The sequence below is a fragment of the Devosia indica genome (assembly GCF_003056405.1).
In the GTDB taxonomy this organism is placed as follows: Bacteria; Pseudomonadota; Alphaproteobacteria; order Rhizobiales; family Devosiaceae; genus Devosia; species Devosia indica.
Genome location: NZ_PYVZ01000018.1, coordinates 13350 through 29864, shown reverse-complemented (window position 1 = coordinate 29864; position 16515 = coordinate 13350). Strand labels below are relative to the sequence as shown.

15 protein-coding genes are annotated in these 16515 nt (G+C 61.0%); 1 reads left to right on the top strand and 14 read right to left on the bottom strand.

Annotation, left to right across the window (positions count from 1 at the left end):
* Positions 1-205: 205 nt before the first annotated feature.
* From DDE76_RS15935 to DDE76_RS15925, 3 genes are read right to left on the bottom strand one after another with little or no spacing between them, the layout of a single operon-like run.
* Complete coding sequence (locus DDE76_RS15935) at positions 206-3334, bottom strand: efflux RND transporter permease subunit (RefSeq protein WP_104893776.1); 3129 nt, start codon at positions 3332-3334, stop codon at positions 206-208.
* Positions 3335-3337: 3 nt separating this feature from the next.
* On the bottom strand, positions 3338-4534 hold the full coding sequence (locus tag DDE76_RS15930) for an efflux RND transporter periplasmic adaptor subunit (protein WP_104893775.1): 1197 nt from the start codon (positions 4532-4534) through the stop codon (positions 3338-3340).
* Positions 4531-4998 (bottom strand): GbsR/MarR family transcriptional regulator, encoded by a 468-nt coding sequence (locus DDE76_RS15925; RefSeq protein WP_104893774.1) that lies wholly within the window; start codon positions 4996-4998, stop codon positions 4531-4533. Before DDE76_RS15925 ends, DDE76_RS15930 begins: the two co-directional genes overlap by 4 nt.
* A 92-nt stretch (positions 4999-5090) precedes the next feature.
* On the opposite strand from DDE76_RS15925, the gene DDE76_RS19630 reads away from it, so the two are divergent.
* The gene (locus DDE76_RS19630; protein WP_157955856.1) at positions 5091-5240 is read left to right on the top strand and encodes a hypothetical protein; all 150 of its coding nucleotides are present in this window, start codon (positions 5091-5093) and stop codon (positions 5238-5240) included.
* Between the two features lie 67 nt (positions 5241-5307).
* Here DDE76_RS19630 and DDE76_RS15920 read toward each other — a convergent pair whose 3' ends face one another.
* The 11 genes from DDE76_RS15920 to DDE76_RS15870 form a co-directional block, all read right to left on the bottom strand.
* Positions 5308-5859, bottom strand: coding sequence for a gamma carbonic anhydrase family protein (locus DDE76_RS15920; protein ID WP_104893773.1), 552 nt, complete (start codon positions 5857-5859; stop codon positions 5308-5310).
* Positions 5860-6104: 245 nt separating this feature from the next.
* Positions 6105-7790 carry a D-lactate dehydrogenase gene (gene dld / locus DDE76_RS15915; protein WP_104893772.1) on the bottom strand — a complete coding sequence of 562 codons (1686 nt, stop codon included), beginning with the start codon at positions 7788-7790 and terminating at the stop codon, positions 6105-6107.
* Positions 7791-7841: 51 nt separating this feature from the next.
* On the bottom strand, positions 7842-8567 hold the full coding sequence (locus DDE76_RS15910; protein ID WP_104893771.1) for an RraA family protein: 726 nt from the start codon (positions 8565-8567) through the stop codon (positions 7842-7844).
* Positions 8568-8628: 61 nt separating this feature from the next.
* Positions 8629-9807 (bottom strand): ABC transporter ATP-binding protein, encoded by a 1179-nt coding sequence (locus DDE76_RS15905; protein WP_104893770.1) that lies wholly within the window; start codon positions 9805-9807, stop codon positions 8629-8631.
* An 18-nt stretch (positions 9808-9825) separates the two neighbouring features.
* Positions 9826-10722: a carbohydrate ABC transporter permease gene (locus DDE76_RS15900; RefSeq protein WP_104893769.1), complete on the bottom strand. Its 897-nt coding sequence runs from the start codon at positions 10720-10722 to the stop codon at positions 9826-9828.
* Complete coding sequence (locus tag DDE76_RS15895; RefSeq protein WP_245892004.1) at positions 10709-11686, bottom strand: carbohydrate ABC transporter permease; 978 nt, start codon at positions 11684-11686, stop codon at positions 10709-10711. The genes DDE76_RS15900 and DDE76_RS15895 overlap by 14 nt, the downstream gene beginning before the upstream one ends.
* 112 nt (positions 11687-11798) lie before the next feature.
* Positions 11799-13145 carry an ABC transporter substrate-binding protein gene (locus tag DDE76_RS15890; RefSeq protein WP_104893767.1) on the bottom strand — a complete coding sequence of 449 codons (1347 nt, stop codon included), beginning with the start codon at positions 13143-13145 and terminating at the stop codon, positions 11799-11801.
* A gap of 338 nt (positions 13146-13483) precedes the next feature.
* Positions 13484-13780, bottom strand: a complete 297-nt coding sequence (locus DDE76_RS15885; RefSeq protein WP_104893766.1) for a YciI family protein — start codon at positions 13778-13780, stop codon at positions 13484-13486.
* 14 nt (positions 13781-13794) lie between these two features.
* Positions 13795-14697: an NAD(P)-dependent oxidoreductase gene (locus tag DDE76_RS15880; protein WP_245892003.1), complete on the bottom strand. Its 903-nt coding sequence runs from the start codon at positions 14695-14697 to the stop codon at positions 13795-13797.
* The gene (locus DDE76_RS15875) at positions 14694-15605 is read right to left on the bottom strand and encodes an amidohydrolase family protein (RefSeq protein WP_245892002.1); all 912 of its coding nucleotides are present in this window, start codon (positions 15603-15605) and stop codon (positions 14694-14696) included. Before DDE76_RS15875 ends, DDE76_RS15880 begins: the two co-directional genes overlap by 4 nt.
* A 52-nt stretch (positions 15606-15657) precedes the next feature.
* Positions 15658-16431 carry an RraA family protein gene (locus DDE76_RS15870; RefSeq protein ID WP_104893764.1) on the bottom strand — a complete coding sequence of 258 codons (774 nt, stop codon included), beginning with the start codon at positions 16429-16431 and terminating at the stop codon, positions 15658-15660.
* Positions 16432-16515 lie beyond the last annotated feature (84 nt).

Here is a 16515-nt window from a genome sequence, read left to right as displayed (position 1 = left end):
GTGCCCAGAGCTGCCTGAAGGGCAGTGTCGGTGGTCGCCGGCTTGCGACGGGCACGAGGAAAGTGCGAGTCGAAGATCGAGATCAGGCAGGTTTAGCTTCCCTTGTCGGGACGGCGACGCCTCGGTGAACTGCAGACCTCCTGACCGGATACGCTGCTCCCCCGCCAAAAGCAAGCGCCCGGCACCGGGCCGGGCGCCTGTCGTCTTACATTGGCACTTGCGCATGTTCGCCATCATCCGGCGCCTTGGGCAGGAAGCGGCCGATGAAGCGGCTGAACTGGTCGATATAGGTCAGCAACACCGGCACCACGAGCAGCGTCAGGGCGGTCGAACTGATCAACCCGCCGATCACAGCATGGGCCATCGGAGCATTTTCGCCGCTGCCGCCATGCAGGTTGAGGGCCAGCGGCAACATGCCGAAGATCATCGCCAGCGTCGTCATGATGATCGGCCGGAACCGCGTCGAGCCCGCTTCCACCAGCGCCTCATAGAGGTTCCAGCCCTCCTTGACGTGCTGATTGGCGTTGTCGACCAGCAGGATGGCGTTCTTCACCACCAGACCCATCAGCATGATGAACCCGATGGCCGAGAACATGTTGAGCGTCGACCCGCCAACCAGCAGCCCCACCATCACCCCGATCAGGGCCAGCGGCAGCGAGCCCATGATGGCAATCGGTTGCAGGAAGCTGCCGAACTGGCTGGCCAGCACCAGGTAGATAAAGATCACCGCCAGCAGCAGGGCCGAACCAACTGCGCCCATGGTCTCGGCAATCTGTTCGACGTCGCCGCCAAACGAGGTGCGGTAGCCTGTGGGCAGCGTCAACGCCGCCACGGCCGCCTGCAATTGCGGCGTTACGGTCCCCAGTTCCACCCCTTCGAGATGGGCTTCGACGGTCACGCCACGCTGCAGATCCTGGCGGTTGATGGTGGCTGGACCGACGCTTTCCACCACATCTGCGACCTGGCCAAGCGTCACCATCTGGTTTGAGCCAGTGGCGCCGGATTGAGCGATGGGCAGGTTTGCCAGCGAAGTCGCATCGTTGCGCAGGGATTCGGGCAGGCGCACCACGACCGAATAGACCTGACCGTTCTGGGCCGTCCAGTCGGCAACATCCTCGCCTGCAATCAGCGGCCCGAGCGTGGCTGCAATCTGGCCCATGGACACGCCGAGATCGTCGGCCAGGTCGCGATTGATACGAATGCCGACAACCGCCTGCGCTTCATCCAGGCTTGATGATATATCAATCAGGCCCGGTATCTCGGCCATCCTGGCTTCGAGCTCGTCGCCCAGCCGGCCAAGCACTTCAAAGCTGTCGCCGTAAAGTGTCACCGAGACCGGCGCCGAACTCCCGCCCATGCCGGAGGCCGCCGACACCTGGAAGGTGGCGCCTGGCACCGCCTCCAGCGCCGCGCGGACCCGCGGCATCAGCTCGACCGGTGTGATGTCGCGCAGCGCCTTGTCGACCAGCGTCACCGTCATCGTGCCCGAATTGGCCCCGGCAGCAGCCACCCCGCCACCAATGGTGGAATAGATCGTTTCGACCTCGGGGAAGCTGTTGATGACCGTTTCGGCCTGGTAGAGCTTGGCCGCCGTCGCCTCCTTGGAGGAGCCGGACGGCGTTTCCACCGAAATGGTGAAATTGCCATTGTCCGTCACCGGAATGAACTCCACACCCACCTGCGGAAACAGGAAGAAGGTGCCAACAAAGGACATCAGCGCAATCAGCAGCACCGACTTGCGGAACTTCAGCCCCCAGCGGATCAGGTGACGATAGCCCTGGGTGAACCAGGTGAAGAGCCGGTCGAACTGATGCACCGCACGGCCGATCGGCCCGCGTTTGGCATTGGGATTGGCCGCCGGATCATACCACACACTCGACATCATCGGGTCGAGCGTGAAGGCCACGAACAGCGAGATCAGCACGGCCACCGAAACGGTGACACCGAACTGCAGGAAGAAGCGCCCCATGATCCCGTCCATGAAGGCGACGGGCAGGAACACCGCCACGATGGACAAGGTGGTGGCCATCACTGCCAGGCCGATTTCATTGGTGCCGTCAAACGCCGCCTGCCTGTGCGATTTGCCCATATGCAGGTGCCGGGTGATGTTCTCGCGCACCACAATGGCATCGTCGATCAAGATACCCACCGCCAGCGACAGCGCCAGCAGGGTCATCATGTTGAGCGTGAAGCCGAGAAAATTGAGCGCGATCATCGTGCCGATGATCGAGATCGGCAGGGTCAGCCCAGTGATGACCGTGGACCGCCAGGAATTGAGGAACAGGAACACGATGACGACGGCCAGGATCGCGCCTTCGATCAGCATGTTCTGAACCGCGTGGAAGGAATTTTCCACCGGCTCGGCATTGTCGACCACGACCTCGATATTGACCCCATCGGGCAGTTCACTCTCGAGAAGATCTTCAATGGTGTGGCGGATCTCCTCGGCAACGCCGACGGTGTTGGCGCCCTGGGTCTTGAGAATATCCACCGCCAGCGCCCGCTGGCCATTGAGAATGGCCAGGCTGGATGCCTCGCCGGTCCCATCGACAATGGTAGCCACGTCGCGCAGCGTCACCGGCTGGCCGCCCTGGTTGCCCACGGTAACCTCATAGAAATCCTGTTCGTCTTCGAGCCGACCCAGCACCTGGATCGACTGGACGATGCTGTCCTGGGTAATCGAGCCGGCCGCCAGGTCCTTATTGGCTGCCTGCAGCGCCGACACCACGGAGCCCGGGCTGATATTGAACGCGGCCAGCCGGTCCGGGTCGATCTCGATATTGAGCTGGCGCGGCACGCCACCGACCACGGTCGCGCTGCCCACGCCGTCAATATTGGAAATGCGGCGGGCAATGACATCTTCGGTCAATGCCGTCAGGTCCCGATCCGACAATGTATCCGAGCTGACAGCCAGCGAGAGCACCGGCAAAGCACTCGGATCAAAGCGCAATACGCGCGGATCCCCCGCCCCATCGGGAAGCAAGGCCTTGATCGGGTCGATCTTGTCGCGAACGTCGAGCGCCTTTTGCTGCGAATCCGCTTCGAGATTGAAGATCATCAGCACCATGGCCTGACCGGCCTGTGCAGTGGACTGGATGGTGTCCAGCCCGGCGATCGTATTGACCGCATCCTCGATGGGTTCGATCACATCGGCCTCGACCGCCTCCGGAGACGCGCCGGGATAGCTGACGACGACGGCCACGACCGGAAAGTCGATATCGGGCAATTGCTCGATCGGCAGGCGCTGATAGGAATAGACACCGAACACCATGATTGCGACCATGATCATGGTCGCAAACACGGGATGATTGACGCTGATGCGGGTCAGAAACATGGCTTACCCTTCCACGAGTGTGTAGGCGTTTCCGGCCTCAAGCTCGGATAATGGTGCCGAAACGATCACGTCACCAGTGTTGAGACCCGTCACTTCGATCAGCCGGCCACGCTCCCATTCGCGCACCACTTCGATCTCCTGGCGCTCCAGCGTGCCATCCACCAGCTTGAGCACAAACGGTCCCTCCGCATCTTCGCGCAAAGCCGCAGCAGGCACGGCAATAGCCTCCTCTGCCTGCTCGACCGTAATGTGCCCTGTGGCAAACATGCCGCCGCGCAATTGGCCGCCTTCATTGCTGAGCTCGACATAGATCGGCACCGTGCGTGTACCGCTGAGCGAAACCGGATTGACCCGCGTTACTGTGCCCTCAAAGCTCTGGCCGTCGAGCCCGGTGACATCGATGGCCACCTGCTGGCCAGGCGCGACACGGGCGCTCGACGTAACCGAGGCCGTCGCATCGAACTCCATTTCATCAAGATTGACGATGGTGAACAGCGGCGTGCCGGCCGAAACCGTCTGGCCCGTATCCACCGAGCGCGAGGAAACCACGCCGTCAAGCGGCGACTTGACCGTCGCGTTGCTCAGGGCCAGTTCCGCCGACTCCACAGCACTTTCCAGCGCCGCCAGATTGGCGCGCAGCGCTTCGGTCGAAGACCGCGCCTGATCCAGTGTCGAAGGACTGGCCAGCCCCTGCCGCGCCAGCTCCTCGGTCCGCGTCAGGCTCTGCTCGGATGAATTGAGCTGGGCCCGGGTTGCATTGGCGGTGGCGCGTTGCTGGTTGAGCTGCAACTCAAGCGGCGCCCGGTCGATCTGCGCCAGCACATCGCCCTCGCTGACCGCTTCGCCCGGCCGCACCATGACCGCCATAACCCTGCCCGAGGCCTGCGAGGCCACGTCGGACTGACGCGCCGGCACCAGTGTCCCGGTCACCTTCACCGTTTCGCGAAGGGTCTCGGGCGCTATCGTCGTGGTTTCGGACTGCCGGACCTGCATGACCACTGGGCCGGTTTCGGTCATTTCGGTCACCGGCGCCTCGGCCGGCCGCAGCACCACAAAACCCACCACCCCGGCAACGATCACCGCCAGGATGATCCAGGGCATGATCCGGCGCTTGGGCTTGAGACCCTGTGCCACGCGCGCCGCGTTTTCCTTTTCGCGGCGGCTCTGCGCCCATTCGGGCTTGGTCAGCGCGTCGGTCATTTCTCGTCCTTCTTATGCTCGTCCGCAGCACGGAGCGTCGTCACCCAATGGGTCAGGATTTCGGCAGACTGCGCCAGAAAGCTCTGGACCACCGCCGCGCGCCGGGCCGCCTCAGCGTCCTCGGCCTGCATGTCCTCGACACAGTTTTTGATTGTTTGCGCCTGTCGCTCGAATTGCGCGGCAAGGTCGCCCACCACATCGATCTCGCTAAGGCTGACAAGTTGGTAATAATCCTGCCGGTCCCCGGCATGGGTGCGCAGCTTGAGAATGCCCTTGCGCGCCAGGTCGCGCGCGTTCGTGCTCGCGCTCGCCCGGCTGATCGATAGCTTCTCGCTGATCTGCACCAGGTTGAGTTCCTGCCCCTCGACCACCATCAAGCCGATCAGACGGCCGGAAATCCGCGATTCCCCCCGCTCCTGGGCAATCAGCCCCATTTCCTCGATAAACCGCGTCGTCGCGCTCAAGCTGCACCTCACCTTATCGTTCAATTCATACTGAATGAACTGAACGAAGTAAATGCTGGCGCTTTGGCGAAGGGGCAGAAGGTTAGTGAGGGATGAATATGAAGAACCGATCGGGCGCACGCGGCGATCCGGGCCCCGGAGACGTGTCGCCAACAAAACAGCCGATGCTTGCAGACCATGCGTTGATTGCCGTCGTCACCGACCGACTGCCGCCGGTCATCAGGATTGAGGCGGCGGCTTGACGCTCACGATCACTCGAGCGAGCGGGCGCTGATGACAAAGCGATTGCACCGCGGCTTTCCAGCACACTCAGGCAGGGTCGAAGCCTGCAAAGGAAGTTATGGGCACCAGACCCTTGGCGAAGCGGCGCGCGTTCTGCACATAGCCTGATGCAGAGCGCTTGAGGGAGGCGATTGCATCTGCATCCAGTGTCCGGAGCACCTTTCCGGGGCTACCAACAACCAGTGACCCATCCGGGATCTCCTTGCCTTCCGTGATCAACGCGCCGGCTCCAATCAGACAGTCACGGCCAATACGCGCGCCATTGAGCACGGTCGCGCCCATGCCGATCAGGGTATTGTCGCCGATCGTGCAGCCATGCAGCATCGCCTTGTGGCCGATGGTGCAGCCTTTCCCGATCGTCAGCGGATGCCCCATATCGGTGTGCAGGACCGTATTCTCTTGCACATTGCTGCCCACCCCAATCGTGATCTCTTCATTGTCTCCACGCGCGACCACCCCAAACCAGACGCTGGCGTCGGCGTGCATGACGATCTTGCCCACCAGAACCGCCGTTGGCGCTATCCAGGCCGCTTGCGGGTCGATTTTCGGTGCATGTCCATCAAGGGCATAAAGGGGCATCTCGGTCTCCTCCCAAACGAAACTCCACCCGGACTGATCAGCATTGGCCGCGACGCCGCGCCACGGTCCCTTGCTGCGTTCCGCGCACGTGTAGACGGCATCCTATGCCACAGCATGATACCGGGCAGGATTAGCGCCACCATGAGGGCCAATTCGAAGTTGAACAAGGCCATCGCGGGTAGGTTCCGGCCATATCCGCTGAACGGCGCCAGCCTGTTCGCCACCGCCGGGAGGGCGATGCAGCATCAATGCGCCCAGTCCTTCTTCTTCGAGGTCTTGCCGATACCCGGATTGAAACTGTTGGTCGGATCGAGCGCGCGGTAGAAATCACGCAATGCCGGCTTGGCATGATAGAGATGGCCGACATTGTGCTCGGCCGGATACTCCGCGCCGCGCTGGTCCAGCAGATAGAGCAACTGTTGCTCTATCGCCTCCAGATCTCCGCCCCTTTGCACGAGATATTCCTGATGCATGACGTGGCAGAAGAAGTGCCCGCAATACATCTTGCGCACGAACTGGCTCTCGAGCGCCGCCGGCAGGGTTTCAAACCAGTCCCTGGTGTTGCGCGGCAAGGCAATATCGAGGGCCAGGATGTCCTCAACCTGGGCCGGATGCACGTCGCGGAACCTTACGACAGAGCCACCGACGGCAAAGCGGTTGAGGAATGCGTCCTGCCCCTCGGTCCGGGTGCACTCAAGATAGTTTCCGCTGGCCGTCGGAAAACGGGAGGAGAGATATCGGCGTGCTTCCTCGACGCCCCCACCGCCCATCTTGAGCAGCAGATGATGCTCATAGCGGTCCCGGTAATTGTTCAGTCGTTGCGGCAGATGCTCCGGCAACAAGCGCATGACCGCCTGCAGCAATCGATCGGTGAGATGGCCGCCCAGGCCGATGCTTTCGGTCAACCCGTCCAGCCAGCTCTTGACCCCGAAGGCAGCGGGTACATGGTCCGTCCCAAAGTATTTAACGAACAGAAACAGATCCTTGCCGTAATCCTGCGACAACTCATAGGCGCCGCGATGCATGTATTCGCCGGCAATAGGCAGATGCTCGAAGTCGGTGAGGATGTCGCGCCGGATGGTCGCCAGTTCCGAAGGATCATTGCTGCCAACATAGAAAACCGTCACATCCTTGTCGGCCTCGAAGGTATCGAGCCTGAGGGCGAACACGGCAATCTTGCCTGCCGATCCCGAGGCTTCATAGTGCCGTCGCGGATCTGCGTTGAAGCGGGCGGGCGTTGACGCATCAACGTCCCGGAGATGTTCGTGATAGCCACGGTCCGAGGCCCATTGATTGTCGCTGCCCAGCACATCGGCCGGGCTATAATCTGCCTTGTCCAGACGCTGCAAGATCTCCTCGGCATCGCCGCCAAGTTCGATCCCCAGATGATTGACCAGGTGCAGCTTTCCGGCGCTGTCGACCTGCGCAAACAGGGCAAGTTGCGTATAGGCCGGTCCACGCCGGATCAGCGAGCCGCCTGAATTGTTGCAGACGCCGCCTGTCACCGAAGCGCCGATGCAGGACGAGCCGATGACCGAATGCGGCTCCCGACCGATATTCCGCAAACGCTTTTCCAGCTTGTCCAGTGTCGCCCCGGGCAGGCAGAGGACCTGCCGGCCCTCGTCCAGCAGGTCAACGCGGTCCATGCGCATGGTATTGATGATGACAATGGGGCGATCATAGCCCTCACGATCCGGCGTTGAGCCTCCTGTCAGGCCCGTATTGGCCGCTTGCACGATGACGATGACGTCATGGGCCACGCAAGCCTGGATGATCCGCCATTGCTCGACCAGGGAGCCGGGGCGCACGGCAGCGAGCACGCGGCCCTCGCCGAAGCGATAACCCTTGCGGAAACGCCGCGTCTGCCGGTCTCCCACCAGAACATGACGGCGCCCGACGATGGTTTGAAACGTCTCGATAAGCGGGTGCACGTCATCTCCCGGCGGTAAGAGCAGGCGCCCGAAGACGCCTGCATATCCGCTTTACCAGGGGCGTTCTTCCAATTCGACAGTCTTGTCGAAGGGCATGCCCAGCTTCTCATAGAAGGCGCGGCGCATGCGGCGGTCCTTGTCCTGAACCATCCAGGCCCGCTTGGCGATTTCTTCGCCGTCTTCCTGTGGGATCACCACGATCCCGTCGTCATCGGCAATCACACCGTCGCCCGGCCGCACATAGACCCCACCGCAGGTGATCGGCTTGCCCATTGAGGAGAGCTCGAGCCGGCCCGCCATGTGGCGCATGGAGCGGACCGAGCAGAACACCGGATCCTTCTGCATGATGCATTCACCCGAGTCGCGGCAGGCGCCGTCAATGATGAAGCCGACCGACCCTTTGACACGCGCATCGAGCAAGTTGTTCGAGCCCAGCAGGCCACAGCGGGACTGTTTGGTGTCCACGACGTGCACTTCATCAGGAGCACCGAAACTATGGCCAGCCGGCCATAGGGCGTCAGGGTGCGTGCTGCGGTCCGGATTGCGCTTGTACTGGCGATCGTCGAACTCTTCATAGCTCATCGCCGGGATGGTGCGGTTGATGATGTTGAACTCGGCGGTCGTGGCAATGCCGGCAAAAAAGATGCCGGGGAACATTGGGCGCAGCCGCGGATCCATCTCATAGGTATTCATGTAGCCCATGGAATCCAGGGCGTCGGTCACATCTGAGGTGCGTACCTTACGCAGGATCTCGAGTGTGCTGCTATTGATAGCCATATTACTTTCCTTCTGGTGATTTCAGGTTTGACGGCGCCCGCACATGCGGGCGCTGATGAGCTCAGTTGAGGATCGACAGGCCGGTCTCGCCGTCGAAGAAATGCATGCGGGTGGTGTCGAACCAGACAGTCACCGTGTCGCCCAGGCGCACCTGGCTTTTGGCGTTGAAGCGGGCGATGCAGCGCGCCTTGCCGGCCTTGGACTTGATCTCGTCCAGGCTGTCCGAGCTGCGCACCTCGGCCGGCTTTGCGTCGATGCCGATATGGACGATCACATCCGAACCAAGGGCTTCGACCAGATCGACTTCAGCGGCGATGCAATCGGACGGATCGGCGTTGGCAATCGAGGATGCCTCGGCAAGATCCTCGGGCCGAATACCTACGATCAGCTTGCGTCCGGCATATTGCGACAGGCTGGAAAATTGCTCGACAAGCGTTGCCGGAAGCTTCAACCGATTGTCGCCCAGCCGGAGGAAGAGCGTATCGCTCTCCTTTTCGAGTTCGGCCCAATACATGTTCATGGTGGGCGAACCGATAAAGGCGGCGACGAAGGTATTGCGCGGCTTGTTGTAGATATTGGACGGGGTATCGACTTGCTGCAGCACACCATCCTTGAGCAGCGCCACCCGGTGTCCCATGGTCATCGCTTCCACCTGATCATGGGTCACATAGACGGTCGTGACACCCAGCCGGTGCTGGATCGACGCAATTTCCGCGCGCATCTGCACCCGGAGCTTGGCATCCAGGTTGGACAGCGGTTCGTCCATCAGGAATACGGAGGGCTTGCGAACAATCGCCCGGCCCATCGCGACGCGCTGGCGCTGGCCGCCGGATAGCTGGCCGGGACGCCGCTTGAGATAGGCTTCGAGTTCAAGCACACGCGCAGCTTCCTGCACCCGCTTGTCGACCTCCTCCTTGGGCATCCTGGCGATCTGAAGCGGGAAGGCGATATTGTCGTACACGCTCATATGCGGGTAGAGCGCATAAGACTGGAACACCATGGCGATGTCGCGATCCTTGGGATGCGTGTCGTTGACGAACTCATCGCCGATCCACACGGCCCCGTCGGTGATCTCTTCAAGTCCGGCGATCATGCGCAGGGCCGTCGACTTGCCGCAGCCCGAGGGGCCGACCAGGACGAGGAATTCCCCATCCTCGATCTCCAGGGAAACATCGTTGACGGCGCGAAGCTGTCCACCGGCATAGGTTTTGGTCAAATTCTGTAGCGTTACACTGGCCATGGGTCTGCTCCGGGCGGATCACTTGAAACCTTGCGTGGCGATGCCCTTGGTGAGCAGTCGCTGCGAGGCGAGGAAGAAACCGAGCACCGGTCCGATGGAGACAAGTACCATCGCAAACAGTCCGCCAAAGGAGGAGGAACCACCACTCGGATCGAGGAAAAGCCGCAGAGCTACCGGAACCGTCATCCGGTCGGTGTCGGTGAGGTAGATCAACTGGCTGAAGAAGTCGTTGTAGGTGTTGATGAAGGTGAACACGGCCGTGGTGGCCAGAGCCGGCATGGAAAGCGGCAGAATGATCCGCCAGTAGCGCTGCCAGTAGGACGCACCGTCAACGATCGCTGCCTGTTCCAGTTCATTAGGCAATGAGCGCATGAACTGGACCATCAGGAAGATAAAAAAGGCATCGTGCGCCAGGAATTTCGGCACCACCAGGGGCAGGATGGTGTTCACCCAGCCGATGTTGAGAAAGAAGATATATTGCGGGATCAACTGCACGTGGATCGGCAGCATCATGGTGCCGAGCATGATGGCGAAGAGCCACCACTTGCCGCGGAATTCGAGCCGCGCAAAGGCATAGGCCGCCATCGAGCAGGCCAGAAGATTGCCGATAATCGCCAGGGCACAGATGATGAACGAGTTCACATAGAACTGCGTGAACGTGAGATCCCCATAGAGCTGCCAGCCGCGCACGAAGTTCTCGAGCGTCCAGTTGGTGGGGATGAACCCCATGTCGCCGAAGATCTCGGTCTCCGGGCGCAGCGCACTCAGCACCATCCAGATAACCGGGTAGAGCATGACACCCAGGATGGTGATCAGCAGGGCATGCAGGCCCAACCCCTTTAGCCGGCGGATATTTTCGCGCTTGCGCCGCTCGGCGCGCAGCAGCTCGGGATCGTATGTCTTAACGGTCGCCATAGAACACCCAATAGCGTGAGGACCAGAACATCAGCGCCGTTGCAAGGCCGATAGCGATCAGCAGGATCCAGGCCATCGCAGAGGCGTAGCCCATCTGCAGTTGCTGGAACGCCTGCTGGTAGAGATAGAGTGAATAGAGCAGCGTCGAATCCACCGGCCCGCCCCGCCCGTTGGACACCACGAAGGCCTGGGTGAAGGACTGGAACGAATTGATCAGCAGCAGCACGGTGTTGAAGAAGATAACCGGCGTGATCAGCGGCAGGGTGATCCTGCGGAACCGCTGCCAGGCATTGGCCCCGTCGATCGAGGCAGCCTCATAGTAGGATTCCGGGATCTGCCGCAGCGCGGCCAGAAAGATCACCATGGACGCACCGAACGTCCAGACGTTCAGCGCAATGACCGAGGGCAAGGCAAAGGTCGGATTGTTGATCCAGCCACGGCCAGCCACACCGAACAGGGCCAGGATGTCATTGACGACGCCACGCTCGCCGAACACTTCCTTCCAGAGCAGGCCGATACCGACGCTGGCACCGATAAGTGAGGGCACATAGAAGAGCGAGCGGTAGATCGCCAGCCCCCGCAGGCCGCGATTGAGGGCAACTGCAATGGTCAGCGAGAACAGCAGCACCAGCGGCACCGAGAAACCCACATATTTCAGCGTCACCCATATCGAGGTGATGAACCGCCGATCCGATGTGAACAGCCGCACATAATTGTCGAACCCGACAAACGAGGGCAGGCCGATCACCGCGTAATTGGTGAAGCTGAGGTAGAGCGAAACCAGCATAGGCAGGGCCGTAATCAGGATGATGCCGGCAAACCAGGGCAAGAGGAACATATAGGCCGCCCTGTTATCGGCCTTCTTGAGGGCAGACCCGGTTCTATTGCGAGGGATTTCCCGCACGGACTTCGCCGTTTCCGACGCGGTCAGTACCGGATCATTGGCGGCATCAATCGAGCTCAATTCAGTCTCCCTTTTCGCCTGCCTGACGCAGACCATGCTGGGTCGAAATCAGCTTCGGCCATTCGCCGAAATGGGCGCGCGGGCACTCACCGGCCCGCGCGCCAGCGCTAGATTAGCGGGCAGCCTGAGAAAGCTGCTGCTGCAGATCGGCGATGAGCTGATCAGCACCCTGTTCGGGGGTCAGTTGACCAAAGGCCACCGCATCGTAGGCGCGATTGAGCGTATCGGTCAGAGCCTGATATCCACCGGCCGGCCAGAACACCGGATTGGCGGTATCGATAATCTGCTGATAAAGCTCGATATGCTGTACCTGGGTCGGCTGCGTATCCGGATCTTCGGCCTGCGCGGTCGCCAGGGCGGGAATGGACACCACGCCGTTATCCGACTCGTAGATCCCGGCCGCTTCTTCGTTCTGCGTCCAGAAATTGATCCACTCGGCGGCCACGGGGATTTGCGCCTCATCGCAGCTTGCACCGATCGCGATACCATTGGCACCGATATCCATGCCAACCGTTCCATCAGGACCAACCGGATAGGGCGTGATCCCGATCGTGGTGCCGGGGCTCACGGTATCCACGGTCGTCTGCACCGAACCAAGCTGGTTGGGCGGACGGTTGGTCATGAAGCCACGATTGTTGGCAATGTTGGATTCCTCGATCAACGCACTATTGTCGCTGATCATGACCTCGGGAGGCTCGGTGACTCCGGCCGTGCGCAGGGCTTCCCAATATTCGAACCACTGGACGGCAATATCCTTGCTGAAGGCGACATTCGAGCCGTCGAACACATCTTCGCCATGCGACTGCACCCAGGTCACGAAGGCATCCTGCTCGCGACCCATATTGTGCACCGAGGCCGCCCCTTCGGGCAGGTGCGGGAGGATGGCGGTCAGATATTCAGCGAACTCGTCCCAAGTGTAGGGGTATTCGAGCGGAGCAACCCCGGCATCAGCGGCCGTCTGCGCCATCTGCTCATTATACATGAGCGCAAAGTAGAACACGCCATGCGGGATCATGTAGAGATTGCCATCTGCACCGCGCGCTGAGTTCAGCACGGGCTCAGGAATACCCGACACATCCAGGGTTCCGTTCTCGACCAGCTCATCGAGTGGCATCAGGATGTCGGGACGCGCATAGGTTGCCAGCCAACGCGTCTGCATGGTGATGGCACAGGGCTGGTTGTTGCCCGTCGACTGGATCGTCAGACGCTCCCAGTAAGGCGCCCAGTCTGCGTTCTCGCGAACGATGGAAACGTTCGGGTGCTGACCTTCGAAAAGCTGGATGATCCGGTCAGTCTTGTCGTTGCGGACCTGACCACCCCACCAGCTAAACCGGATCTCGCCCTGCAGGTCACTATCCTGCGCGGCCGCGCCGTTTGGCAGAACGGCCATGGACAGAGCCAGGATCGAGGTAGCGAGCAGTGATCCAGCCACCCTCTTCTTAAGACGGAATTCTTGCATGGTTTCCTCCCTTTGCACATTCCCTCGCCTGCGCGTCTGACAACCAGCCTGCAGGCAATTTCTGTTCTGGCGCGACACGCCACTCACCCCTCCGCGAGAATTCGGCGCCTCGTTGCTGGACTATTCTTGTATGCAAGAACTGCCACTGTCAACGATAATGAGTCACTAATTTGTCGCTTCTCCTGTCTGGCGCGGATTCCCCTGCAGATCACTCTGCACACCTTGTCCAACAAGGAAGAAATGCGAGAAAATCAAACCAAGGAGCCCCCTATGGACGTGTGTACAGGGATGCAGGGCGCATTCGGCGACCGCGATCGGCGAAAGACTATTGTATGCAACTATCCAGACAGTCCGTCAGGTCGCTTCATGAACCAGTCCCATCGGGACACTGTGAGGCTTTCGAACACGCCCTGGGTCCAATATGGGTCGGCAAAGGCAAATTTTTCGGCGGCCTCTTGCGACGCCGCGCGCATCACGATCATGCTGCCGATCGGCTCTCCAGCCGCATCTAGATAGGGACCAGCAAGAACGAGATCTTCGTCCAGTCCGGCATAATAGGCACGGTGCTGCAGGCGATGCTCCAGCCTGCCTGCCATGCCATCCGCCTTGTCGCGGCCACTGACGATGAACAGCACTGCACCCTCCCCGGCTAGCCAGTGGTCTTTTGGTAAAGGCGCGACACCGACGCGCCGTCTTCCATTTCGTTGCCGGCTTCCGCATAGAGACGATATTGCCGCACGGCGACATCGAGCAGGGGCAATTCAAGCCCCAGATCGTGCACGAAATGCTCCACCGATTTCAGGTCCTTGTTCACCTGGCGCACATAACTGCGCGGTGGGTCGAAGTCCTCGGCACTCATCTGCGTATAGATGCGTTGCAGGATCGCGCTGTCCGCGAGCCCGCCCTTGAGGCAGACGGGCAGAAGATCCGGGTCAATCCCGGCGGCGCGGCAGCTCGCAAGTATCTCGGCCATAAGGATGTAATTGGCGCCCACGATTGCCTGATTCAGGATTTTGGTCTTCTGACCCGCGCCCAGCGGCCCCATCAGCGTGACGTTCTGTGCAATGGCGCGCAGCAAGGGCTCCACAGCTCCGAACGCCGAGGGATCACCACCCGCCATGACCGTGAGTTCCCCCTGGCGGGCCGGTGCCGGACCACCAGACATCGGCGCATCGACCCATTTTGCGCCCAGCTCTTTTTCCAGACGGCCTGCCAGCTCCAGCGTCGCCTCCGGCGAAGTGGTCGAAAGATCAACCAGCATCCGTGCGCCACGGCCAGCCGCGGCGAAGCCACTCGCGCCGAAACAGACGCTTTCGATGGCTGCGTCGCCCAGAACGCAGACAAACACAACGTCGGAGTGTTTCCAGACTTCGGCCGGGTTCGAGGCCCATTTCGCGCCGCTGTCCCTGACGGTGTCAAAACGCTCCGGCTCCAGGTTCCAGACCGTGAGCTCATAGCCTTGCTCTCGCAGCCGCTGTGCAATGGGCGCCCCCATGATGCCCAGGCCCACAAGGCCAAGGCGGGTCGAGGTGTCGAAGGCAAGTCCGGTCACGGCGCCACTCCTTCCTGGGGCTGAACACGATAGATGCGGGCGGCATTGTCATGGAACAATGCCTGCTGGTCCGGTTCGGGCAGGTCACTCACGCAAGCCATGAACCCGTTGAATATGGTGCCGAAATCAGCCACCAGGCTGTCGACCGGAAAATTGGACGCGAACATGCAACGCGCCACACCGAAGATTTCGATAGTGTCGCGCACGACAGGGCCATTTGCCTCGACGGTCCAGGGAAGATCCTTCTGACCCAGCCCCGAAATCTTGATCGCGATATTGGGACACGCGGCGGCCCGCTTCAGGGCACTGCGCCAGGCATTGAGGCCATCCGCACTGCGGTCGGAAGGCAGGCCGGTGTGATTGATGATGATCTGGGTGTCCGGGAAGGCCGCCGCCAGATCCGCGGCCTCCGCCAGATGCCACCAGGGCGTTTGCAGATCAAAGCTAAGACCATTTGGTTGCAGCATGACAAAACCCCGCCGGAAGGCCGGGTCACCCATGCTGCCAGGCGCACCTTTCTCAACATCCTCGGGGCGCGCTGCTGCCTTTGGCTTGTGCCGGATGCCACGGACAAATTCGGTGTGGCCATGCGCCTCAAGCACGGACGCAGCGTCATCCCGGTCCAGCCAGGCCTGCGCGACCATCACGCTCGGCAGCCCTTCCTTCTTGCGAAGCGCCTCGACCCAGGCGACCTCGCCGAGCGGATCAGCCGGATTCCATTCGGTTTCGATGAAGACGCTTCCGGCCAGCTCGAACGCTGCGGCATCGCGCCGATAGTCGCCAGGCAGATAATTGCGCTTGAGCGCATCGTAATTGCCGTAGCGAAAGTTCACCGGCTTGTCGGCGAGCCAAGGCAGATAATTGGCGTCAAGATCCCAGAAATGCTGGTGTGCATCGATAACCCGCACAATCCCCTCCCCTTGCGGGAGCCGGATCATCCGGCTCCCGACATCGATATCGCTAGGCCTGAAGCTCAGCGTAGTAGCGATCAATGGCGCCGGTATCGACACTCTCGTCATGGGGCCGCCCAAGGGCATCGTAGCGCTTGCGCCGGGCGTTCATGTCCGCGATCAGCACCGCCTTGGCATGCAGGGCGACCTGCTTGGCGATCTCGATCGGCACGACGATCAGGCCATCGTCGTCGCAGCCCACAATGTCGCCAGGACGCACCTGCGCGCCCCCGATGCCAATCGTGGTGTTGAGTTCGACAACCTCAATGCGTCCGGGGATGATGGTGCGGCCGCGCTCCCGGCAAACCATCGGCGTCTTCTGCATGGTGACTTCACCGGTGTCGCGGCAATGGCCATTGGTGACGATACCCACTGCACCGGCGGCTTGCAGGGCAAGGACATTTTCGGACCCGAAGAAACCAACCTCGCCCGAGCTGCCCACATCGGTGACAACGACGCTGCCGTCCTTCACCAGGTCATTGAGACCGCGGCCATTGTGCCCGTGCTTGTTGAACCAGATACCGTGCGCACCAACGATTTCCTCGGTCGTTTCGAGCGGCCACATCGGCTTGTTGGCCGGAACGCAGCGCTGGGTGACCGCAGGCCCCCAGAACTTCATGCCCAGCCAGAGCGGACGAATATCCTGGGACACCAGACCAATATTGAAATAACCAAGGCCATCCATGGCGTCCGCGACATCGACGACGCGCAAGGGCTCGAAAAATTTGCGGATATGATAGGGATCCACGGCGTTGCCGTCGGCATCCTTGGGCTCGTAAGACATGACGAATCCTTGCTGGCGCTCGATTGGCGCCACCCTTTGAATGAAGTGATTTGGATGGGCTCCCCCCGATCCACACACCATTCT